Origin of the sequence: Actinacidiphila sp. DG2A-62, assembly GCF_035825295.1 — a bacterium.
Classification (GTDB): domain Bacteria; phylum Actinomycetota; class Actinomycetes; order Streptomycetales; family Streptomycetaceae; genus Actinacidiphila.
In genome coordinates, this window is sequence record NZ_JAYMGI010000002.1 from 4,592,122 (window position 1) to 4,613,471 (window position 21,350).

Below are 21,350 nucleotides of genomic sequence, written 5' to 3' on the forward strand. Positions count from 1 at the left end.
CGCCGTATCGCGGCCCCCGGCACGTGCCGGGACCCTGCGGACGGCGCGGTGGACGGAGGTGAGGCGACGTGGCGCACGCGCACGTGAACGGTGCCGACCGCTCGGTGGGCACACTCGTCAAGCAGGGAACCGAGCAGCTCTCGCAGCTCGTGCACCAGGAGCTGAAGCTGGCGCAGGCGGAGCTGGCGCAGAAGGGCAAACGGGCGGGCGTCGGCGGCGGGCTCTTCGGCGCGGCGGCGCTGCTCGCGTTCTTCGGCCTCGCCGCCTTCGTCACGGCGGCGATCGTGGCCGTGGCGATACCGCTCCCGCTGTGGGCGGCGGCCCTGATCGTCGGCGGCGGCCTGCTGCTGTGCGCGGGCCTGCTCGCGCTGGCCGGCCGCGGCCAGGTGAAGCGCGCGGTGCCGCCGGTGCCGGGCGAGGCGGTCGACAGCATGCGGCACGACCTGGAGGCGATCAGGGAAAGGGCGAAGCGATGACGCGCGAGGACCCCACGCTGGCGGAGCTGGAGCGGCAGATCGAGCAGACGCGCGAGGAGCTGGGGCGCACCGTCGAGGAGCTCGCGGCCAAGGCGGACGTCCCGGCACGCGCGAAGGCGAAGGCCACGGAGACCGCGGAGCGCTTCCGGGAGTCGGCGCGGCGCGTGACACGGCACCGCGCGTCGTCCCCGGCCGCGGTGGCGGGCGGCGCGGACCGGGAGGCGTCCGGCGGCGCGGCGGCCGCCGGGGTGGGCCGGGAGGCGTCCCTGGCCGCGGCCGTGGACGGGGTCGCCCCGGAGGAGTCCGGCTCGCACCTGGCGCAGGCGCCGCTCTCCCCCGCTCCCGACCCGGCCCGGCGTGCCTACGGGGCCGCGGCTCTCGCCCTGACCGCCGCGACCGCCGGCGCCGCCGTCTGGGCGGCCCGCCGCTCCTGACCCGGCGCCGGGCGTCGCGCGCTCACGCCGCGAGCTTGGGGGCGATGGCTCGCGCGCGCTCGTAGAGGTGGCGGGCGGTGGGGTTCTTGAGGTGCGGGCGGATCAGGCGGAACATCTCGGCGATCCGCTGGTCGGCGCGGCCGGACTGTACGAGGGGGAAGTCGTCCAGTGCGGTGTGCCACGTCGCGCAGGCTGCTTCGAGGTGGCCTATGGCGAATTGGCGCTCTGCCAGAAGACCACGTTCCTTTACCCGTGTGCGTCGGTAGATGCTGTAGCGGAGTTTGTCGGACTGCTGCATCGCCTCGACTGCGCCACGCATGTCGCCGAGTTCGAACCGGACTTGGCTGGTGTGGTAGTTCAGTGCCGCCGGGTCGTACGAGCCGAATGCCTTCTCCCGGGACTCGGCCTTTTCCATCGCGGCGTCGGCTTCACGCAAATACCGCAAGGCGTTGGCGCGGTCGCCCACTTGCGCCGACGCGTGGGCCTGCTGCCCGGCGAGGAACGCGCGCATCCGCGGGCCGGCCTGCGGAGAAGCCGCCGCAGCGGCGTCGGCGAGGCGAAGCGCCTCCGGGCCATGCCGCAGATCCACCGCTTGAACGCTCATGCCTCTCAGCGTGGTGCAGAACGTGAGGTGATCTTCCGCGGCGCCGGCTAGTTCCAGCGCCTTCAGGTAATAGCGCTGGGCGATTCCGTGGACGCCTTCGTCCACCGCCATGTACCCCGTCAAATAGCACAGGTCCGACGCGGCCGACATCATCGCTTTCCGCGTCGCTTCGGAGGCGTCCGCTTTCAGATACGGCGCAACCGTGTTGACCAGGAAGGCGGCTGCCATCGGGCGGGCGTGCCGTCCGCCGAACTGGTCGTCCAGCTGGGAAATCTGCTCCGTCATCGCGACGACCATGTCCACCTCGGGCATCCCGATGCGCCGCGTCTGCCCGGTCGCAACAGCTTCCATCCGGCCGACGACTTCCGGCCAGCCGGGGACGGCGAGTGCCACGGAGAAGAGCGACGCGCCGACGACGCTCCTGCGCGTCGGGCTCATGTCCTGCTCGCCCAGGTCGAGCAGCCCGTCGACCGTTCCCGCGGCGGGGGAATCGCCCGGGGGCTGCGGGAAGCCCGCCTGTGCGTGGGTGACGGGCCGGCGCAGGCGACGGGACAGCGCTTCCAGGATGAGCGGCTGCACTTCCGTCTTGGGCATGTGGCCGTCCAGCCACTGGTGCACGGAGGGGCCCTGGTAACGGGTGGGCGTTCCGCGTTCCGTGGCGATCCTGTTGACCTCTTGGGCGAATCTCCGCTGTGTCCAGCCGCTCTCCCGGTACAGCCGGGTCAGGCCCTCGTTGGGCTGCCTGTCACCCATGTGCGCCTGCTCCCCGCGTTTAGCGCTCTTACGGACCGCCTTCTCCGTAACGGTACCGCGCTGCGTAACAGACCGGTTGCCTAGAGCAAGACAGACCCCCGCGACCGCGTGACCGGCCCGGGGGCATGGCCGACGCCGCAAGGAGCGCCGACGTGGAACACCGTATCGTCCAGCTGTTCGTCCCTGGGGCAGAGAGCGTGGTGAGGACGTGGCCGCCGACGCCGCGGTCCGTTGCGCGGGCGCGGCGGATGCTGCTCGCGCAGTTGGAGCCGTGGGGGTTGTCGCGGCTCGCGGACGACGCGGCGCTCGTGGTCTCGGAGTTGGTGACCAACGCCGTCGCGCACGCGCGTCCGCCGTACCGGAACGTGATCGCGACGCGGTTCGAGCGGCTGGCGGACGGTGTGCGGATCGAGGTGCACGACGCCTCCGAGCGGATGCCGGTGTTCCGCGGCGGCGCGCCGGACGACGCCGCGTCGGGGCGGGGGCTCGTGCTCGTCGACGCGCTCACCGAGGGGCAGTGGGGTGTGCGGGACCGGGAAGAACCGGGGAAGGTCGTGTGGGCGGTCCTTTCCGGCGCTCGCCCGTCGCAGGCGGACCGGCCGCGGGGGGCGAGGGACCGTGCCGCTGTGTGACGTCCGCGTCGAGGCGCCCCGCGGGATCCCGTGGGGCGTGGCGGTGAGCGACCTCGTCGACGCCGTTCTGCCGGTCCTGGAAGAGGTCACGCGGTTACGTGTGGGCGACGGCCCCGTCATTCGGCTGGTGACGCCGGAGGCCTGGCACGCCGCCCACACCGCGTACACCGGACGCGTCGTCCTGCGCGACATACGGGACTTCGCGTTTCCGGACGCCGCGTACGAGGTGTTCCGGAGGGCGGCGCTGACGCGGCACAGTCGGCGGACGAGCCTGTGGCGGCTCGTCCGGGGGGCCGTCGTCGAGACGGAGGCCTGGGAACCCGAGATCCTCCTGGTGCCGGACGCGCTGGCCGAGTGGGGGGTGGAGGACGACGGGCTGATGGCGTTCCTGGCCCATCACCTGGCACGGGTGGGACAGCACCGGGCGAGCGGGGGGACGGCGTTCCTCGCCCACGAGACGCTGTTCAAGGAGGCCAGGGGATGGCCCGACATCGCCACCGACCATGCCCTCCACGGCCATGCGCGGTGGGCGGACGCCGAGGTGACCACGCGGCTGATCGGGCGGAAGGTCGGGATGCGGACCGGCCGCGAGTCGGCGGAGATGAAGACGCTCATGACGGTCGTCGGCAGCGGCAGCGGCAGCAGCGGCAGCGGCGGCAGCGGCGGGGAGGCGGACGGCGAGACGCCCCAGGCCGTCCAGGACGCAGGCGCCGTGTGGGCCGTCGACGTCGTCACCCTCGCCGGGGCCGACACGCTCAACCTCGCATGGACCGCCCCCTCGCTGCTGCCGACCCGGCGCGAGATCGCCGACCCCGAGCAGTGGGTCGCCAGGGTGGCGCGGCCACCCGGTGAGGCGTCCCCTTGCGCCGGCTGCGGGCGCCCGGCGTAGGGTCGGGGGCATGGAGCAGCGAGTTTTGGGACGGACCGGGCGGTCCGTATCGGTGATCGGGTTGGGCACGTGGCAGCTGGGCGGTGACTGGGGGGACGTCCGCGAGGAGGACGCGACCGCCGTGCTCGACGCCGCCGTGGAGTCCGGCGTGACGTTCTTCGACACCGCGGACGTCTACGGCGACGGCCGCAGCGAGCAGGTCATCGGGCGCTACCTCAAGGCCCGTCCGGACGCGGAGGTGTTCGTCGCGACGAAGATGGGCCGTCGCGCCGACCAGCTCCCGGAGAACTACGTCCTGGACAACTTCCGTGCGTGGAACGACCGTTCGCGCGCGAACCTCGGCGTCGACACCCTCGACCTGGTCCAGCTGCACTGCCCGCCCACCGCGGTGTACTCCTCCGACGAGGTCTTCGACGCGCTGGACACGCTCGTCGCGGAGAAGCGCGTCGCCCACTACGCGGTGAGCGTGGAGACGTGCGAGGAGGCGCTGACGGCGATCGCCCGTCCGGGCGTGGCGAGCGTGCAGATCATCCTCAACCCGTTCCGGCTCAAGCCGCTGGAGCGGGTGCTCCCCGCGGCCGCGGCGGCCGGCGTCGGGATCATCGCCCGGGTGCCGCTCGCCTCGGGTCTGCTGAGCGGCAAGTACACCCGCGAGACGGTCTTCGCCGCCGACGACCACCGCACGTACAACCGGCACGGCGAGGCGTTCGACCAGGGCGAGACGTTCTCCGGTGTCGACTACGAGACGGGGCTGGAGGCCGCCGCGGAGTTCGCCGCCCTCGCGCCCGAGGGCGCCACGCCCGCGCAGACGGCGCTGCGCTGGATCGTCCAGCAGCCCGGCGTCACCTCGGTGATCCCCGGCGCCCGCAACGTCGGCCAGGCCCGCGCCAACGCCGAGGCCGCCGCGCTGCCGCCGCTGCCGGACGCGACGCTCGCCGCGGTCCGCGAGCTGTACGACCGCCGCATCCGGCCGCAGGTGCACGACCGCTGGTGAGGGGGTGCGGGCCCGCGGCGCCGCGGGCCCGCAGGCCGGTGGCGCGCCTCGGCGCGTGCGGGCCCTGCGGCCGGTCCGGGGGCGCGGCCCGCTACCGTCGTGCGGGTGACGACCTTCACTGCTGACGACCACGCGGAGTTCCCGGGCGCGAGCGGCCCGTACGCCACCACCGAGGCCGATCCGGACGCGGTGGGGCCGGTGCGCACCGCCTACGCGCCGGCCCACGACGGCGACCCGGACCCGGGCGAGATCGTGTGGACCTGGGTGCCCTTCGAGGAGAACGACGGCCGGGGCAAGGACCGCCCGGTCCTCGTCGTCGCGCGCGAGGCCGCCGGCACGCTGCTCGCCGTGCAGCTGTCCAGCAAGCGCCACGACGACGACCGCGAGTGGGTCGCGATCGGCTCGGGGCCGTGGGACCGCGCGGGCCGCGACTCGTGGGTGGCGCTGGACCGGGTGCTGCGGCTGCACGAGCAGGGGATGCGGCGCGAGGCGTGCGCGCTCGATCGCGGGCGGTTCGACCTGGTGGTCGGCCGCCTCAGAGAGCTGTACGGCTGGCGCTGAGCGCGGGCGACGCGTCGGCTGACCGCGGGCGGCGCGTCGGGCGCCGGACGCTTACGGGTCCGGCGCCGGCTCCCGGCTCGGGGTCCGGCCGCCCGCTCCGTCAGGCCGAGGTCTCGGCGTCCTCGGGCGCCTTGTCCGCGGCCTTGTCGGCGGCGGGCCCGGCCTTGTCGGCGGCCTCGGTCGTGTCGGCGGCGGCCTCGGTCGTGGCCTCGGGCTTGGCCCCTGACGCGGACTCGGCCTTCGTGTCGGCCTTCGACTCGGCCTCGGCCTCGGTCTCCGTCGCGGCCTTCTCCTCGGAGCCGTCGTCGAAGTGCACGTCCAGGACCTCGTCCAGCTCCGCGGCCCAGGACTTGAGCGCGGCGCGGTTCGGCGCCTCGACGTCGAACTGGAACCAGCGGCGCGGGGAGGTGTAGACGGTCACGCTGAAGCGCTTGCCGAAGCGGGGCGTGTCGATCTCGACGGCCTGCACCTCGTCCCAGCCGAACTCGGCGACCTCGGAGTCCAGGCGGAAGGTGACGCCCGTGCGGCCCACGCGGATCGAGCCGCGCCGGTCGGAGACCTCGAACACGGGCGAGTCGTCGTCCTCCGCGGTCTCACCGTCCTGGTCGGCCTCGTCGGCGTCGCCTGCCCGGCCGTCCGCCGCCGCGGTGCTCGGGGCGGACGCGGTGTCCGCCGCGTCCGCGGTGGTGTCCGCGTCCTCGGCCTCGGACGTCGCGGGCGCGGCCTCGCGCCCGGCGTCCTCGGAAGCGGCGTCCTTGCCGGAGGCGGCGTCGGGCTTCCCGGCGACCGTCTCGTCCGCCGCGGGGGCACGCGGTGGCAGGAGGCCGGGTACGTAGGCCGGATCGACTCCGGCAGCGTTCGTCGGCGGGACCGTCGGACCTATGCGCTGCTCCACGGCCAGCAGTATGGCGGACGTTCCTGTGGCGGCAAGGCGTCGGCCGGGGGAGGGCGCGCTTAGTGACCTAGTTGGAACGTTCGGACCCGCCCACGCCACCCCGGGGACGCCCACCTGCCCCTTCCCTATACCCCGGCGGGGTATCGTGGGCTCCGGTCGGCGGCCCGCACCCGTTCGGAAGGGGCGACGTGCTCCTCGGCAGCCGCGGCCGGGGCGCGCCCACCCGGAGGACCTCATCCATGCGTACTGCTTCGCGAACTCCCCTGCGCGCCCGCGCACTTCACCCGCGCCCGCGTCCGTTCCCGCACCCGCGCCCGCGTCCGCGCGGGGTGGTCGCCCGCGGTCCGGCCGCGCTCGGCGCCGCCGCCGCGCTGGCCCTGCTGCTCGCCGCCTGCGGCTCCTCCGGCGGTGACGGCTCCGGCAGGTCCTCCATGCCGGGCATGCACCACGACGGCGTGGCGCACTCCACCGCCGCCGCGACGCCGTCCGGCCCCTCCGCGGGCGCCGTGCCGTCGATGCCCTCGATGGCGGGCATGCCGGGCATGCGGCCCTCGGCCGGCGGCGACGGGCTCGCCGACCACCGCGCCGGCTACCGGCTGGTCCCGGTGGCCGTGAGCGTCTCGCCGACGGCCCGGGGAACGGCGAAGGCCGCGGGAACGGCGTCCGCGACGACACCGGGAACGGCGGGAACGGCGGCCGACACCGCACCCGCGTCCGGCGCTCCCGCCGGCGTCCCGCTGCGCTACCGCTTCCGGATCACCGCCCCCGGCGGCGCGCCGCTGACCGACTTCGCGGCGGAGCAGACCGAGCGGCTGCACTTCTACGCGATCCGCTCGGACCTGACCGGCTTCCAGCACCTGCATCCGGTGATGGCCGCGGACGGCACCTGGACCGCGGACCTCGCGGCGCTGCGGCCGGGCCGCTGGCGGCTGTTCACCACCTTCACCCCCGGCGCGGGGCCGGGCCGCGGCACGGACTTCGTGCTCTCGCACCCGCTCGACGTGGCAGGAGAAGCCTCCGGCGGCGCATCCGGCGGCGACGCGGCCGTGCCGCTGCCCGCGCCCGCCGGCTCGGTCCGGGTCGATGGCTTCACCGTGGCGTTGACCGGTCCCGCGCCCGCCGCGGGCGCCGCGCACCCGCTCACCGTGCGGATCACCCGCGGCGGCGAGCCGTACCGCGACCTCCAGCCGTACCTGGACAGTTACGCGCATCTGACCGCCTTCCACGCCGGCGACCAGGCGTTCGCCCACCTGCACCCGACCACGCCGGTGGCCGCCGGGCGCGGCGGCGGCCCCGATCTGGCGTTCCACGCGGAGCTGCCCGCGGCCGGCGACTGGCGGCTGTTCCTGCAGTTCGAGGCGGCCGGCTCGCTGCACACCGCCGCGCTCACCCTGCGGGTGGGCTGACCGGCGGCCGGCCCGGAGAAGCACGGCGGCCGGCCCGGACAAGCACAGCAGCAGGCCCGGACGAGCACGGGGCCCGGTGGGGAGAAGCGTCCCCACCGGGCCCCGCCCGTACGTCGCTTGCCGCTCAGGCTCAGCGGCGCGCGCCGAAGGACCGGAAGTAGTCCAGGTTCGGCGAGCCGACGCCGGTCGCGTCGTCGAAGCCGCGCACCGCGTTCAGCGAGGTGTCCTCGCCGAAGGCGACCAGGCGGACCGCCAGCGTGCCGTTCACCAGGCCGAAGTCGGCGATGCTGCTCAGCGGGGTGCTGCTGTGCTGGGCCTGCCGGTCGACCACGTCGGTGACCACGCGCGAGCGGGCGTAGATCGACGGGTTGGCGAAGCCGACCGCGTGGTGCAGCGCCTGCTTGACGTCGGCCTGCACGGCCGCGAACTCCGGCGAGGACACGCTCGTGCCGCCGTAGCCGGCCTCGCTGTAGTCGGCGCCGTCGGAGATGCCGACCAGCACCGAGGTGTACAGGTCGCCGTTCATCGAGATGTCCGGCGTGACGCGCTGCGCGGTCCGGCTCTTGTCACCGGTCATCAGCGTGTGCGACAGCGAGCCGGGCACGACGCCGCGCTGGTACCACGGCTGCGCGAAGTCCTCGCTGGTGCCGCCGCCACCGCCGAAGTAGAACGGCGCCGGGGGCGCGGGCGTCCAGCTCTTGCCGTCCGCCGACAGGTTGGAGCGCAGGGTGCCCATGTCGGTCTCGAAGCCGTACGAGCCGCTCTTGTTGCTGATGCCGAGCGCGGTGCCGCCGACCGAGGTCGCCCACGGGTCGGAGTCCGGCCAGTTGGCCTGCGCGCGCGAGGTGTCGGCCTGGCAGTTGACGCCGGTCGCGGCGGCCAGCGGGCTGGAGTCGCCGCAGTCGCCCGCGGAGAAGCCGATGCCGATGCCCTCGACCGCGGCCTGCTTGAACACCTGCTCGTACGCGGCGATCTCGGACGCGGTCACGTCCAGGTCGTCGGTGGTGTGCATGATCTCGCCCCACGAGTTCGAGACCACGTCCGCCAGGTGGTGGTCCACGATCGTGGTGATCGCGGCCAACAGATCCGTGTCGTCACAGGAGTTGGCGCCGACGTAGACCACGTTGGCGTCCGGCGCGAGGCCGTGCGCCATCTCGACGTCCAGCGCCTCCTCGGGCGCCCAGCCCTCCGGGCCGCCGCACAGGTCCTGGTTGGTCCACTGCGTCGGGTCCACGACCTCGCGGTACTGGCCCGGCCGGAACGCCTTGTCACCGTGGTTGGTGGCGTAGGTGTTCGCGTCCGACTCCATGGTGGAGCTGCCGTACGCGTCCACGATGGCGATCGTCGCGCCCTTGCCGGTCAGCCCGGAGGCGCTGATGCCGTACGCCTTGCGCAGCTGCGAGGGGTAGAACGAGCACTGGTCGAAGGGCACGTTCTTGTCGGTGTAGCCGGCCGGCGCGCCCTTGGCGATCTTCTGGCCCCAGTAGTCGGAGCAGGTCGACACGGTGGGCAGGCCGTCGGCGGGGCTCGCGGCCAGGCTCGCGGCCTTGGCGCCGTTGGCGGTGGCGCCGGCCGGGCGGGCGGCGGTGCTCACCTTGACCGAGTCGGGCCGGGCGACGTTGGAGCCGACCGAGGTCAGGCCGGTGACGCCCAGGATGGCGGTGGACACCGAGGCCGGCACGACCACGTCGGAGGACGGCGCGTGCCGCAGGGCGCCGGCGACGCGGTAGTTGTGCACGCTGGTGCCGAACGCCTTGGTGATCGCGGCGTTGGTGCCGCGCACCTGGATCGCGTGGTCGGTGGTGCTCACCACGGTCAGGCCGGAGTCGCGCGCCCACTTCTGCACGGCGGCGATCTGCGCGGGCGTGGCGCCGAAGCGCGCCTGGTACTGCGCGGGGGTGAGGAACGCGCCGTAGGCGGCGTTCGAGGGGTCGGAGACCGCGGTCGCGTAGCGGGTCAGCCCGGCGGCGTCCTGTCCGGCCAGATAGACCGTTCCGGTGATCTCGGCGCCGGCCGGGACGGCGCCGGCGTCGGCGGACGGGGTCGCCCAGGAGGGGTGGCTGCCCGCGATGGTTCTCGCGGCGCAGGCCGCCGAGGCCTGCGACGGCGCGGCGAGCACCAGCGAACCGGCCACGACGGCCAGGGACGCCGCCGCGACCACGCCGGCGCGGCGGGTCCGCAGGGCACGTGGGTTCTTGGCTATGTCGGTGATGACGACTCCAACGTGAAGGTCCGTAGGGTTTCCGGCGGGCGCGCCGAGCGCGGAAACCGCCGCTGAACTGGCTGTAGTGTGCACGCCACCCATTGACGCTGGGAATGGCGATCAGCGCCTCTTGGGAGGCCCTTGACCATCGCGTGGGCACGGGGGCGTACGGCTTGGGGCGCGCGCCGGCGAGCGGGACGCCGGCGGCGAGGTCCCAGCGGACCCACAGGCGGCCTTCATGGATTCCTCATCCTTGACCGCTACGTTGCCGGAACTGGGGGTTTCGGAGACATGTTGATGACGCGGCGGTGACGGGCCGGGCCGCGGGCCGCCGGGCCCGCGGCGGCCACGGGACCCGCGGTCGCCGCGGGACGAGGCAGGGCGGAGCATGAGGCAGAACGCGGTGCGGCTGACGAAGAGCGCGGCGGTCGCGCTGCCGCCGGTGCGGCGGCTGATCGAGCAGCGCGACCGGCTGATCCGGCAGCGCGACGAACTGCGCGTGCGCTGCGAGGGGTACCGGGCGGAGCGGGACGCGCTGGCGCGGCTCGGCGCGATGCGGGAGGCGGCGGCAGCGGGCGCCGGCGCGCCGGCGAGGGCGGGTGTGGGTGCGGGTGTGGGTGCGGGCGCCTCCGACGGCGCGCCGGCCCGCGACGCGGACCGCTTCGGCTACCTCTTCCTGCTGACCTACGGCCGCTCCGGCTCCACCCTGCTGCAGAACCTGCTGTCCACCGCGCCGGGAGTGCTGATCAGGGGCGAGAACCAGGGCGTCCTGTACCACCTGTGCCAGTACCACAGCCGGGTGCTGCACCACCGCGACCGGCTCGCGCCCAACGCCCCGCTGCCGTCCACCCATCCGTGGTGGGGCATCGACGGCTACCCGGAGCAGTACGCCCTGGACGCGCTGCGGCACCTGGTCCTGGACACGCTGATCCGCCCGCTGCCCGACTCGCGCGTGGTCGGCTTCAAGGAGATCGACTGGCCCTCGGGCGCGCTGCCCGGCTACGTCTCCTTCCTGCGCGCGGTCTTCCCGGGCGCCCGGTTCGTCGTCAACACCCGTGACCTGGAGGCGACGTCACGCAGCAAGTGGTGGGCGCGCCGCCCGGACGCGGCGGAGCACCTGGCCGGTCTGGAGCGCCAACTCCTCGACGTGGCCGAGGAGCTGGGCGACGACGCCTTCCGCGTCCACTACGACGACTACTGCGCGGACCACGACGCGCTGCGTCCCCTGTTCGACTGGCTCGACGCGCCCTTCGACCGCGACCTCGTGGACGCGGTGATGACGTTGCGGCACTCGTACTGAGATCGCGGCGGGTCGGCTCACGCGGTGGGAGGGCTCACGCGGCGGGCCGGCTGACGCGGTGGGAGGGCTCACGCGGCGGGCCGGCGCACGCGGTGGGTCGGCTCACGCGGTGGGTCGGCTCACGCGGTGGGTCGGCTCACGCGGCGCCGGCGCCGTCCGCGGTGCGGGTCAGCGCGGCGAACGTGCGCGCCGCGGTCGTCCAGGTGGCCGCGGCGGTCAGGCCCGCGGCCTCCGCGAGCCGGACCAGCGCCGCCAGCCCCAGCCGGGCCCAGGGGAAGGGCGCGCCGTGCGCCCCGGCCCCGTCGTGCAGCCGGACGTCGAGGTACTCCTCCAGGTCGCGCGGCACACCGTGCGGAGCGGCCTCGACCAGCAGCACGCCGTGCGGCGCGAGCACGCCGGCCGCGCGGGCGAGCAGGGCGGCCGGGTCGCCGCCGATGCCGATGTTGCCGTCCATCAGCAGCACGGTGTCCCAACGGCCCTCGCCCGGCAGCGGGTCGAACACCGAGCGGACCAGCGCGGGCCCGCCGGAGCGCGCGGTGCGGCGTACGGCCTCGGCGCTCACGTCGATCCCCAGCACCGGGACGCCGCGCGCGGCCAGCGAACCGACCAGGCGGCCGGGTCCGCAGCCGATGTCCAGCACGCTGCCCCGGCAGCGCGCCAGCACGGTCAGGTCGGCGGCGTCCGGCTCGGCGCACCAGCGCTCGACCTCCAGCGGCAGCAGCCAGCCGTCGCCGCGGTGCAGGAACAGCGGCCCGCGGCCGGTGCGCAGCGCGCGCGTCCACGGGTCGGCGCGGCTCCAACCGTCGCGCTCCGGCGGCCCGTTCGGCTCGTCGTGGTGCGCGTGCTCCTCGCGTCCGTCCGTCCCGTCGCGTCCGTCCCGCCCGCCGGCGCGCGCTGCCGCGGCCGAGGCGTGCGGTGCGAGGGCGCTCACCGGGCCGCCTTCGCGCGGGCGGCGGAGGCGGGTGCGGCGGAGGCGGGTGCGGCGGACGCGGGGGTCGCGGGCGCGACGTGCGCCGCGGCGGCGGGGCCGGCGGGCTCGCCGTGCCCGGCGCGGAGGTGCGAGCGGCCGGGTCCGCGGCGTCCGCGGCGTGCGCCGCCGCCCCCGCCCTCGGGGTCGTACGTATCCGCGCGAGAGTCGCGGCGAACCGCGTGCCGGGGGCCTGCGCGGCCACCAGGTCGGCGTCGTGCGGGGTGTCGACGTCGCGCAGTTCGGGCAGGTCGCGGACGGTGAGACCGGCCGCGAGGAGGCGTTCGCGCTGGAGGCGGCCGGTGTCCGGGCGGGACATCGGCACGCCGCGCAACAGCGCCGGGTCGGGGCGGGCCAGGCCCAGCGCCCAGAAGCCGCCGTCGGCCGCCGGCCCGAACCACGCGTCGGCGCGGTCCCAGCCGCCCGGTTCCAGCGCGGGCCGCAGCAGGTCGGCGGTGAGCTGCGGGGTGTCCATCCCGACCAGCAGCGCGGGACCGTCGCAGCCGCCGAACGCCGCGGCCAGCCGCTCGTCCAGGCCGCCGCCGGTCTGGGCGACCACCGCGAAGCCGGCCGGCAGCCACGGCCCGGCCGCCCCGTCGAGCACCACCACGCGCCGCACGCCCGCGATCCCCGCGAGCACCGCCAGCGTGTCCCGCAGCGCCGCCTCCGCCAGCGCCGCGGCCTGCGCCGCCGAATACACCGGCGTGAGCCGCGTCTTCACCCGCCCGGCCACCGGCGCTTTCGCCATCACCATCACGGTGTTCACCGCGTCCCCCCGATCGCCTCGTCAGCCCCGCCGCCGCGCGTGCGGAGCGCGCCGCCTGCGTCGCGGCCGGTCCGACCGGTCAGCGAGGGGCCCGGCCGAGCCCCCGCGCCGGGGACCGCGGACGAGGTCGCGCCGCCTGCCGCCGCGGCGCCGGGACGGTCCGTGCCGGCCCCGGCGGGTTCGCGCGGACCGCTGTGCGGGCCGGTCCGCGCGTCGGGACGCGTGCCGTCCGGGCGTGCTGCGGACGCGGCGGGCGCGGGTGTGCCGTTCGTCCCCGCGTGCCGGGGCGCGGCCGGGGCGCGGACCGCGGTGCGCGCGGCGGAGGTCGGGCGGGACGGCCGCTCGGCGCCTTCCGCTGCGGCCTGGTCCGGTTCCGCCGGACGGGGCACGGCGGCCGGGTCGCTCCCGGGCCGCGCGGGTGCCGCCTCACCGACGGTGCGGCCGGGGGACGGCAGGGGCGCGCGCGGCGGGGCGGCCAGGACCGCGGACATGTCGCGGACCGCCTGCCAGGTGCCGCGCCAGGTGCCGGTGACCTTGGAGGCGCCGGTGCGGGGGTGGTACGGGACGGGGTGCTCGGTGACCCGCCAGCCGGCGTCGGCAGCGCGGACCAGGGTCTCCAGCGGGTAGCCGCTGCGGCGGTCGGCGACGTCGAGGCCGAGCAGCGCGGTGCGCCGGGCGGCGCGCAGCGGGCCGATGTCGTGCAGGCGCAGGCCCGTTCTGCGGCGGAGCATGCGCGCGACGGCGAGGTTGCCCGCGCGGGCGTGCGGCGGCCATGCGCCGCGCGCGGTGGGGCGGCGCCGCCCGATCACCAAGTCGGCGGCGCCGTCGGCCACGTCGCGGACGAAGTCCACGAGCAGCGCGGGGTCGAGCGAGGCGTCGCAGTCGCAGAAGCACACGAACTCCGCGCGCGCGGCCAGCAGTCCCGCGTGACACGCCGCCCCGAAGCCCCGCCGCGCCTCGTGGACCACCCGCGCACCGAGCCGCGCCGCGACCTCGCCCGAGCCGTCCGAGGACCCGTTGTCCACGACGATCGCGCCCCACCCCTCGGGAATCCGCGCCAACACCCAGGGCAGCGCCTCGACTTCGTCCAGACACGGCAGCACCACGTCCGCAACGGCCCCCACACCGGCGTCGCTTCCCGGGACCGGGGGCGTAGATGCCCGCGCCTTGCCGGGCGTCGCGCTCATGCCGGCCTCCCCGCCGAGGTGATGACGCTCCGCGCGGCCCGCGCGGCGGTTGCGGCGGTCGCGGCCCCCGAGGCCCGCGCGGCGGTCGCGCCCCCGGTCGGCTCCGTCGGCGCCGCGGACCCCCGTGCTGCCGGCGGGCGTTGGGGGGCGCGGGCGAACTCGGTCATGCCGTCGGTGAAGTCCACGGCCGGGCGCCAGCCGAGTTCGGCGCGCAGGCGGGCGCTGGAGGCGGTGATGTGGCGGACGTCGCCCAAGCGGTACTCGCCGGTGATCAGGGGGGCCGAACCGCCGTACGCGGTGGCCAAGGCGGTCGCGGCGTCGGCGATGGTGTGCGGGGCGCCGCTGCCGGTGTTGTAGGCGCGGAAGGAGCCGGGCGCGCGGTCCGGCACCGCTTCGAGCGCGAGCACGTTGGCCGCGGCGACATCGCGTACGTGCACGAAGTCCCGCCGCTGGCCGCCGTCCTCGAACACGCGGGGCGCCTCGCCGCGGGCCAGCGCGGAGCGGAAGAAGGAGGCGACGCCCGCGTACGGGGTGTCGCGCGGCATGCCCGGCCCGTAGACGTTGTGGTAGCGCAGGGCGACCGCGCGGCCCGCGGTCGCACGCGCCCAGGACGACGCCAGGTGCTCCTGGGCGAGCTTGGTCGCCGCGTAGACGTTGCGCGGGTCCGCCGGCGCGTCCTCGGCGACCAGTCCGGGCGCCAACTCGCCGCCGCAGCGCGGACATCGCGGCTCGAACCGGCCGGCCGCCAGGTCCGCCGGGTTGCGCGGCCCCGGCGCCACCCGGCCGTGCGCCGCGCAGTCGTAGCGGCCCTCGCCGTAGACGACCATCGAGCCGGCGAGCACCAGGTCCCGTACCCCCGCCGCCGCCATCGCGGCCAGCAGCGTCGCGGTGCCGAGATCGTTGCAGGCCACGTACCCGGGGGCGTCCGCGAGGTCCTTGCCGAGGCCGACCATCGCGGCCTGGTGGCACACCGCGTCGACGCCGCGCAGCGCGACCGCGAGGGCCTCGCCGTCCCGCACGTCGGCGTGGAACCACCGCGCGCCCGCGGCCGCCGGCGGGAGTGTCCCGGGCGGCGGCTCGGGGTGCGGGCCCGGGCCGGCGCCGGGGTGGGCGGAGGGCAGCAGTGCGTCGAGCACCACCGGCTCGTGACCGCCGGCCGCGAGCGCGGCGACGATGTGGGAGCCGATGAACCCGGCGCCTCCTGTGACGAGTACGCGCATGCCGCGACCCTAGGAGGCGTTGACCCTGCGTGAGCGCATCGGAACGCGGACGCCACAGGTTCGTAAGGAATTCACCCGTGAGGGCGGCGTCGTCACCGCGGCCCCGCTCCGGCCCGTCCCGCTCCCCGCCCTTCGCCAGCGAGCCGCGCGCCGCGCCGCCGCAGGCGCAGCAGCCGCAGGCCCAGCAGCAGCGCGGACGCGCCGAACAGCGCGGCCGTGATCAGCAGCCAGCGGCCGAGGAAGACGTCCGGCGAGAGCAGCGTCGCGGCCCGGTAGGTCGGCCCCGAGTCCCGCGAGATCAGCGGCCAGTAGACGAGCAGCAGGAGCAGCGAGACGAACGCGGGCACGCGGATGTGGTGCAGGACGGCCAGCCGCACGGGCGACGGCGACGCGGGCGACGCGAGCGGTGCGTCGGGCGCGTCGGGTGCGTCGGGTGCGTCGGGCGCGGACGGTGCGTCGGGTGCGTCGGGCGCGGGCGGTGTGCCGGCCGCGTCGCCGCGCGCCCGCAGCAGCCGGTGCAGCACCCAGTCCGTGCCGCCGTACAGCGGCACCACCACCAGGTCGTGGATCAGCGCCGCTCCGACGAACCACTCGACGATCCCGCGCCAGTCGCCCTCCAGCAGCTTGGCCGCGGCGTACCCGCACAGCGCGAACGAGGCGAGCAGCACCAGCAGTTGCAGCGGCGACGCGCCGTACAGCGAGCGAAACACCCGTACGGCCCGCGCGCCGCGTCCGCCGGACCTCCGCTCCGGTCCGCCGGAGCCCTGCTCGCGCGCGCTCATGCCCGCTCCCCGAAGGTGTGTGCTCCGAAGGTGAGGCGGCGTACCCACTTGGTGTTCATCACGCCCGGCGCGTTCGGGACGATGATCCGGGCCGGGTAGCCGTGGTCGTGGGACAGCACCGCGCCGTTGACGCGCAGCGCCAACAGCGAGCGCGGGTCGCGTACTTGGTTGGCGCGCAGGGCCACCGCGCGGAAGGAGCCGGCGAGTTGGACGGACTCCACGAACACCCCCGGCGGCTCGGCGCCGTCGCCGTCGCCGTAGCCCGCCAGTCGGGCGAGGTCGCGCAGCCGCACGCCCTCCCAGTGCTGGTTCTCCGTCGACCAGCCCTCGACGCAGGCGATGGGCAACGCCACGCGGTGCTGTGGGAGTTGCCGGAGCTGGTCGAGCGTGAGCGTGACCGGGTCGCCCGCGCCGGCGCCGCGTACCGTCAACCGCCAGCCCTCGCTGGTGTCTTGCGGCCGGACGTGCGCGGTCGCCGCGCTCTTGTTGACCGGGAAGCCGTTCGGGCCGGAGCCCGGGTCGCGGCCGTGCGGCGCGAGCAGCGCGGTGCGCCGCAGCGGCCCGCCGATGCTCTGCCCCGCGGTCACCGCGAACAGCGCGAGCGAGCCGAGGCCGACCATGCCGAGCGCGCCGCGCCGGGAGGTCGTCGGCGCGGCCGGGTGCGCGGACACCAGCCCGCTGTCGTCCGGCGGTTCCGGCCGGGTGCGCGCGGTCGGCGTGCGCAGCTCGGCGCGGAAGTCCCGGCTGCGCAGGGCCCGTACGGTACGCGGCAGCCGCAGCGCCACGTGTGCGGCGAGCGCGCCGGCGAACACCCAGGCGCCGTAGAAGTGCAGCGGGTAGAACGAGCCGGGGAAGAGGTAGTCGAGCTGCGCGTTGAGCAGGCCGGTGACGAACTCGAAGAGCCCGCCGCCGACCAGTAGGAGCAGCGACAGCCGGTCCAGCGCGTGCGCGGCGCTGCGCACCGGCGGCATGGTGAACAGCTTCGGCGCGACCGACCACAGCTTCGCCAGCAGCACCGGCACCAGCACCACGCCGAGCGTCACGTGCACGCCCTGCGTGACCCGGTACAGCCAGTACGGGTGGGTCGGCCATGCGAACAGGTAGAACCCGAGCAGGCCCTTGCCGGGCGTCTTGTCGTTCACGGCCGACAGATCGGGGTTGTACGCGGCGTACGACAGCAGGCCGGTCACGAACACCACCGGCAGTCCGACCAGCAGCACCACCCCGAAGACCGAGGTCAGCCACGGACCGCGGATCGGACTGCGCCACGGGCCGGCGGGCAGCCGCAGCCGGCTCCGCGCCGGGCGGAGAGCCGGGCGGAGAGCCGGGCGGCCGGCTGGGCTGTCGGCCGGGCGCTCGGCCGCCCCGGCCGCGGGGCCCGGGGCGCGCGGGCCCCCCGCGGCGTCGGGCGCTTCCGGCGCGTCCGGCGCTTCCGGCCCACCGTCGGGGTCCCGGCCCGGGCCCGAGCTCGCGTCGGCGCGGCGAGTCGCGCCGAGATCCGCGGCGGGGGCTGATCCGGCGTCCGGCGCGGGGGCCGCGTCGGCACCGCGGGTCGTGTCGGCGTCCGGGCCTGGGCCCGTGGGCGTGCCGCGGGTCGCATCACCCTCGGGGTCGGGGTCCGCGGACGTACCTCGGGTCGCGTCACCGTCCGGGCCTGGGCCCGTGGGCGTGCCGCGGGTCGTGTCGGGTTCGGGGCCGCGGGGCGTGGCGGATCGCTGGTCGGGGGACGGGCTGTCGGGGTCGGGTGGGGGTGGTGGGGGAGCGTCCATGGGTCGCGACGATAGGTCGGCGCGGGGGGCTTTCCGCCGGACCGACTCATGACGAAAGTCTGACGTCCCGGGCGCGGCGCGGGTCCGCGCCCGCGGCGCTGCCTACGGTGACCGGGTGAGTTCCCCGCAGCCGCCCTCCCTGTCGCCCCCGCCCCCGCCGGACCCGCGCGCGGCGTCCGAGCCGGTGACCGTTCCCGCGCCCGAGCCGGTGACCGTTCCCGCGCCCGAGCCGGTGGCGGTGCCGGCGGCCGCGTCCGTACCGCCCGTGCCCCTGCTCGTGCCCGGGGCCGGCGACGGGACCGGGGAGCCGCGGGACCGGCGCGGGCGGCGGTACGACGTGGCCGCCGCGGTCTGCGGGCTGCTGCTGTTCGCCGCGGCGGCCGGGGTCGGCGCGTACCTCCAGCGCGACAGCTACGCGCTGCGGTCGCCGTGGCCGCCGCTGGAGGCGTGGTGGCGTCCGCACGCGGGGCCCGGCACCCCCGCCGCGGTCGTCGTGGCCGCGTTGGTCGCCGGCTGACGGGCCCGGGCTCGCGCAACGCCTCGGCCGGCGGGCGCTGGCCTGGTCGGCGTGGGCCGCGGCGATGGCCTGGACGTGGTCGCTCGCGCTGATCGACGGCTGGCAGCGCGGCGTCGCGGGCCGGCTCACCGACTCCACCGAATACCTGTGGGGCGTACCGCGGTTCGAGCGCGACGGCGTCGGCGCGACGCTGCGCGACTTCCACCGGCACATCCTGCTGAACTCGCCCGACCACTGGCCCACCCACATCGCCGGCCACCCGGCGGGCGCGGTGCTCACCTTCGTCGGTCTGGACCGGATCGGGCTCGGCGGCGGCGCGTGGGGCGCGGCCTTCTGCATCACCGCGGCCGGGTCCGTCGTGCCGGCCGCGCTGCTGACGCTGCGGCTGCTCACCGGCGAGGACCGCGCCCGCGCCGCCGCGCCCTTCCTCGCGCTGGCCCCCGGCGCGGTCTGGTCCGGGGTCTCCGCCGACGGCTACTTCGCCGGTGTCGCCGCGTGGTCGCTCGCGCTCCTGGCCGTCGCGGGCACGCGCTTTCGCGCCGCCGCGGCCTCCCCCGTCCCCCGGCCGGCCCGGCCCGGCGCGCGCGGGGCCGCGGCCTCCGCCGTCCCCGCCGTCCCCGCCGCCCTCGCGGCGTTCTGCGGCGGGCTGCTGCTCGGCGCCTGCGCGTACCTCTCGTACGGGCTGGTGCTGCTCGTCGTGCCGGCCGCCGCGGTGCTGCTGTGCACCCGCAGCGCGCGGCCGGTGCCGTACGCGCTGGCGGGCGCGGCGGTCGTCGTCGCGGCGTTCAGCCTGGCCGGTTTCGACTGGTGGCAGGCGTACGGGCTGCTGCGCACCCGCTACTACCAGGGCTACGGCGGCGTCCGCCCGTACACGTACTGGATCTGGGGCGACCTCGCCGCGGCCGTCGCCGCCGCGGGCCTCGCCTCCGTGGCCGGCCTGCGCCGCGTCCTGGCCGCGGCCCCCCGCGCCCTGCGCCCCGCGGAGGACCGGTGGACGCGGCGGGCGCCGTGGGCGCGGCGGCTGCCGTGGCCGCCGGGGGACCCGCGGGCCGCCGCGGCCGTGGTGGTGCCCTGCGCGCTGCTGCTGGCGATCGTCGCCGCGGACCTGTCCGGGATGAGCAAGGCCGAGACCGAACGGATCTGGCTGCCGTTCACGCTCTGGCTGCCGGCGACCGCGGCGTTCCTGCCGCGCCGCGACCATCGCGCGTGGCTCGCCCTCCAGGCCCTCGCCGAGCTGCTGGTCAACCACCTGCTGCTGACCGGCTGGTAGCCGCCGAGCCCGCGCGGCCTCCGGGCCCCGCCCCCGGGCGCTGCGGTCCGTCTGAACCCCTGGGCGCCGTTATCCGGTTCAACCGTGGTGGCCGCCGCCCCCGCCGTCGAAGCCGCCGCCGAACCCCCCGCCCCCGCCGTCGAAGCCGCCGTGGTGGCCGCCGCCCGCGTCGAAGCCGCCGTGACCGCCGCCGTGGTCGTGGTGACCATGGCCTCCGTCATGGCCTCCGTGGCCGCTGTGCCCGTGACCGCCGCCGTGCCCGTGGTGGCCTGGTCCGCCGTCGGGCCGGGGGCCGCTGTCGGCGGCGCCGGAGTCCGGCGGGTAGGGGGCGTCCGGCAGGTCGGGGCCGGGCGGGTCCCAGGGCCGGCTGCCGCCTCCGCCTCCGCCGCGGCGGCCCCCGCCGCGCCCGCGGCCCTGCGCCGCCCGTGCCAGGGCCAGCACGACGACCAGCACCACGAACAGCCCGACCACCCACACGATCACGGTCCCGCTGCCGTCCCTCTGCACTGCGTCCCCCCACCGTCGTCGAACGCGCCCCCGCGCGCTCCCCGGCTCAAGCTTCGGGCCCGACCGGGCGCCGTGTCACGCCACTTGAGGCGTTCCTGAGCCGGACGCGCGCACTCCGCCCCGCGCGCACTCCGCCCCGTGCGCGCGTCGCCGAACGCGCGCGCACCGCGCCGAACACGCATCCCGCCGCCCGCGCGCCCGCGCGCCGCCCCCCAGCCGGCGGGGACGGCGCGCGGGCACGACAGCCGTGACGTCACTCGTTGTTCGCGAGGTTCCGCAGACCCGAGATCGGGCCGTTGAAGTAGTCCTGGTCGCCGGGGAAGGTGCCGGAGTCGGCGTGCTGCCAGAAGGAGTAGAAGGGCCAGCCCGGCAGGGTGCCGGGCGTGGAGGCGTAGCGCGCGATGAACAGCGGGTGGTTGGCCGAGTAGAGCGAGGTGTTGCCGGTGCACTTCTTCCACCACGCGGTGGTCGTGTAGATCGTCGCCCAGCGCGTGGTCTTGGCGTGCACCTCGGTCAGGAACGCGCTGATCCAGCCGCGCATCTGGCTCTGGCTGAGCCCGTAGCAGGCCGCGCCCTCCGGGTACTCGATGTCCAGCAGCGGCGGCAGCGTCTTGCCGTCCTTGGACCAGCCGCCGCCGTGCGAGACGAAGTAGTCGGCCTGGGCCTTGCCGCCGGAGCTGTCCGGGCGGGCGAAGTGGTAGGCGCCGCGGATGAAGCCGGCGTAGTAGGAGTTGGTGTAGTTCGCGTTGAAGGTCGGGTCCTTGTACGTGGTGCCCTCGGTCGCCTTGATGTACGCGAACCGGGCGCCCTTCTTGTACGCGGCGTTCCAGTCGACCTTGCCCTGCCAGTTGCTGACGTCGAAGCCGGGGGTGCGCGGGACGCTGCTCGCCGCGGCGGTCACGCTGTCGCCGCCGGTCGAGCGGCCCTCGTGGGCGGCGACGGACGAGCCCAGCCAGTCGCGCTCGGGGTGGGCGAGTCCGGTGTGGGTGCGCGGGACGCCGATCGCGTCGCCGGCGCCCCGCGCCTGGGCGGGCGCGGCGAGCAGCGCGGTCAGCGTGGCGAGGATCGCGCCGAGGACCGCGCCGAATCCGAGCAGCGGACGCGTCGCCGGCGGGCGCGGACGCGGGGAGGGACGGTGGTGCATGGAGTGCCTCCAAGGTGTGGGTCCTTGGGCGTGGTCATGACAGCAAGGACATCGGGGGCGGAACACCCTCGCGG

At 76.2% G+C, this 21,350-nt stretch carries 17 protein-coding genes and 3 pseudogenes; 9 read left to right on the top strand and 11 right to left on the bottom strand.

Translation table 11 applies throughout. The annotated features are described in order from the left end of the window. Positions 1-68 precede the first annotated feature (68 nt). Together VSR01_RS20530 and VSR01_RS20535 are read left to right on the top strand one after the other, a co-directional pair. On the top strand, positions 69-476 hold the full coding sequence (locus VSR01_RS20530; RefSeq protein ID WP_326450638.1) for a phage holin family protein: 408 nt from the start codon (positions 69-71) through the stop codon (positions 474-476). Continuing rightward, positions 473-910 (top strand): DUF3618 domain-containing protein, encoded by a 438-nt coding sequence (locus tag VSR01_RS20535; protein WP_326450639.1) that lies wholly within the window; start codon positions 473-475, stop codon positions 908-910. The genes VSR01_RS20530 and VSR01_RS20535 overlap by 4 nt, the downstream gene beginning before the upstream one ends. 22 nt (positions 911-932) lie before the next feature. On the opposite strand, the gene VSR01_RS20540 is transcribed toward VSR01_RS20535, so the two are convergent. Beyond that, the gene (locus tag VSR01_RS20540; RefSeq protein WP_326450640.1) at positions 933-2,267 is read right to left on the bottom strand and encodes a tetratricopeptide repeat protein; all 1,335 of its coding nucleotides are present in this window, start codon (positions 2,265-2,267) and stop codon (positions 933-935) included. 152 nt (positions 2,268-2,419) lie between these two features. Between VSR01_RS20540 and VSR01_RS20545 the strand changes: the two genes are divergently transcribed. The 4 genes from VSR01_RS20545 to VSR01_RS20560 all read left to right on the top strand — a co-directional run bounded on the left by VSR01_RS20545 (position 2,420) and on the right by VSR01_RS20560 (position 5,343). Continuing rightward, a complete protein-coding gene (locus VSR01_RS20545) occupies positions 2,420-2,899 on the top strand; it encodes an ATP-binding protein (protein WP_326450641.1) in 480 nt (159 codons plus the stop codon). 43 nt (positions 2,900-2,942) lie between these two features. Beyond that, entirely contained in the window at positions 2,943-3,788 is an 846-nt protein-coding gene (locus tag VSR01_RS20550) for a zinc-dependent metalloprotease (RefSeq protein WP_326450642.1), read from the top strand. 10 nt (positions 3,789-3,798) lie between these two features. Continuing rightward, positions 3,799-4,782 (top strand): aldo/keto reductase, encoded by a 984-nt coding sequence (locus VSR01_RS20555; protein ID WP_326450643.1) that lies wholly within the window; start codon positions 3,799-3,801, stop codon positions 4,780-4,782. A gap of 105 nt (positions 4,783-4,887) precedes the next feature. Continuing rightward, on the top strand, positions 4,888-5,343 hold the full coding sequence (locus VSR01_RS20560) for a type II toxin-antitoxin system PemK/MazF family toxin (protein ID WP_326450644.1): 456 nt from the start codon (positions 4,888-4,890) through the stop codon (positions 5,341-5,343). A 100-nt stretch (positions 5,344-5,443) separates the two neighbouring features. Here the strand turns inward: VSR01_RS20560 and VSR01_RS20565 are convergent, their stop codons facing one another. Further along, positions 5,444-6,238 carry a hypothetical protein gene (locus VSR01_RS20565; protein WP_326450645.1) on the bottom strand — a complete coding sequence of 265 codons (795 nt, stop codon included), beginning with the start codon at positions 6,236-6,238 and terminating at the stop codon, positions 5,444-5,446. 239 nt (positions 6,239-6,477) lie between these two features. Between VSR01_RS20565 and VSR01_RS20570 the strand changes: the two genes are divergently transcribed. Next, positions 6,478-7,644: a hypothetical protein gene (locus tag VSR01_RS20570; RefSeq protein ID WP_326450646.1), complete on the top strand. Its 1,167-nt coding sequence runs from the start codon at positions 6,478-6,480 to the stop codon at positions 7,642-7,644. Between the two features lie 130 nt (positions 7,645-7,774). On the opposite strand, the gene VSR01_RS20575 is transcribed toward VSR01_RS20570, so the two are convergent. Further along, positions 7,775-9,805: a S53 family peptidase gene (locus tag VSR01_RS20575; protein ID WP_326450647.1), complete on the bottom strand. Its 2,031-nt coding sequence runs from the start codon at positions 9,803-9,805 to the stop codon at positions 7,775-7,777. A 430-nt stretch (positions 9,806-10,235) separates the two neighbouring features. Between VSR01_RS20575 and VSR01_RS20580 the strand changes: the two genes are divergently transcribed. Next, entirely contained in the window at positions 10,236-11,147 is a 912-nt protein-coding gene (locus VSR01_RS20580) for a sulfotransferase (protein ID WP_326450648.1), read from the top strand. Positions 11,148-11,283: 136 nt separating this feature from the next. On the opposite strand, the gene VSR01_RS20585 is transcribed toward VSR01_RS20580, so the two are convergent. From VSR01_RS20585 to VSR01_RS20610, 6 genes and pseudogenes are all read right to left on the bottom strand, one after another. Continuing rightward, a complete protein-coding gene (locus tag VSR01_RS20585; RefSeq protein WP_326450649.1) occupies positions 11,284-12,078 on the bottom strand; it encodes a class I SAM-dependent methyltransferase in 795 nt (264 codons plus the stop codon). A 181-nt stretch (positions 12,079-12,259) separates the two neighbouring features. Continuing rightward, positions 12,260-12,868, bottom strand: a pseudogene (locus VSR01_RS20590) (TIGR04282 family arsenosugar biosynthesis glycosyltransferase); the annotation flags it as partial. A gap of 476 nt (positions 12,869-13,344) precedes the next feature. Continuing rightward, positions 13,345-14,067, bottom strand: a pseudogene (locus VSR01_RS20595) (glycosyltransferase family 2 protein); the annotation flags it as partial. Then, positions 14,064-15,287 carry an NAD-dependent epimerase/dehydratase family protein gene (locus VSR01_RS20600; protein ID WP_326450650.1) on the bottom strand — a complete coding sequence of 408 codons (1,224 nt, stop codon included), beginning with the start codon at positions 15,285-15,287 and terminating at the stop codon, positions 14,064-14,066. The pseudogene VSR01_RS20595 and the gene VSR01_RS20600, both read right to left, overlap by 4 nt. Positions 15,288-15,379: 92 nt before the next feature. Next, on the bottom strand, positions 15,380-16,069 hold the full coding sequence (locus tag VSR01_RS20605; RefSeq protein WP_326450651.1) for a hypothetical protein: 690 nt from the start codon (positions 16,067-16,069) through the stop codon (positions 15,380-15,382). Next, positions 16,066-17,358: a molybdopterin-dependent oxidoreductase gene (locus tag VSR01_RS20610; protein WP_326453736.1), complete on the bottom strand. Its 1,293-nt coding sequence runs from the start codon at positions 17,356-17,358 to the stop codon at positions 16,066-16,068. The genes VSR01_RS20605 and VSR01_RS20610 overlap by 4 nt, the downstream gene beginning before the upstream one ends. A 745-nt stretch (positions 17,359-18,103) precedes the next feature. Between VSR01_RS20610 and VSR01_RS20615 the strand changes: the two are divergent. Continuing rightward, positions 18,104-19,625 (top strand): annotated as a pseudogene (locus VSR01_RS20615) (hypothetical protein). Positions 19,626-19,703: 78 nt separating this feature from the next. On the opposite strand, the gene VSR01_RS20620 reads toward VSR01_RS20615, so the two are convergent. Together VSR01_RS20620 and VSR01_RS20625 are read right to left on the bottom strand one after the other, a co-directional pair. After that, positions 19,704-20,132: a hypothetical protein gene (locus tag VSR01_RS20620; protein WP_326450652.1), complete on the bottom strand. Its 429-nt coding sequence runs from the start codon at positions 20,130-20,132 to the stop codon at positions 19,704-19,706. 253 nt (positions 20,133-20,385) lie between these two features. After that, the gene (locus tag VSR01_RS20625; protein WP_326450653.1) at positions 20,386-21,276 is read right to left on the bottom strand and encodes a lysozyme; all 891 of its coding nucleotides are present in this window, start codon (positions 21,274-21,276) and stop codon (positions 20,386-20,388) included. Positions 21,277-21,350: the final 74 nt, after the last annotated feature.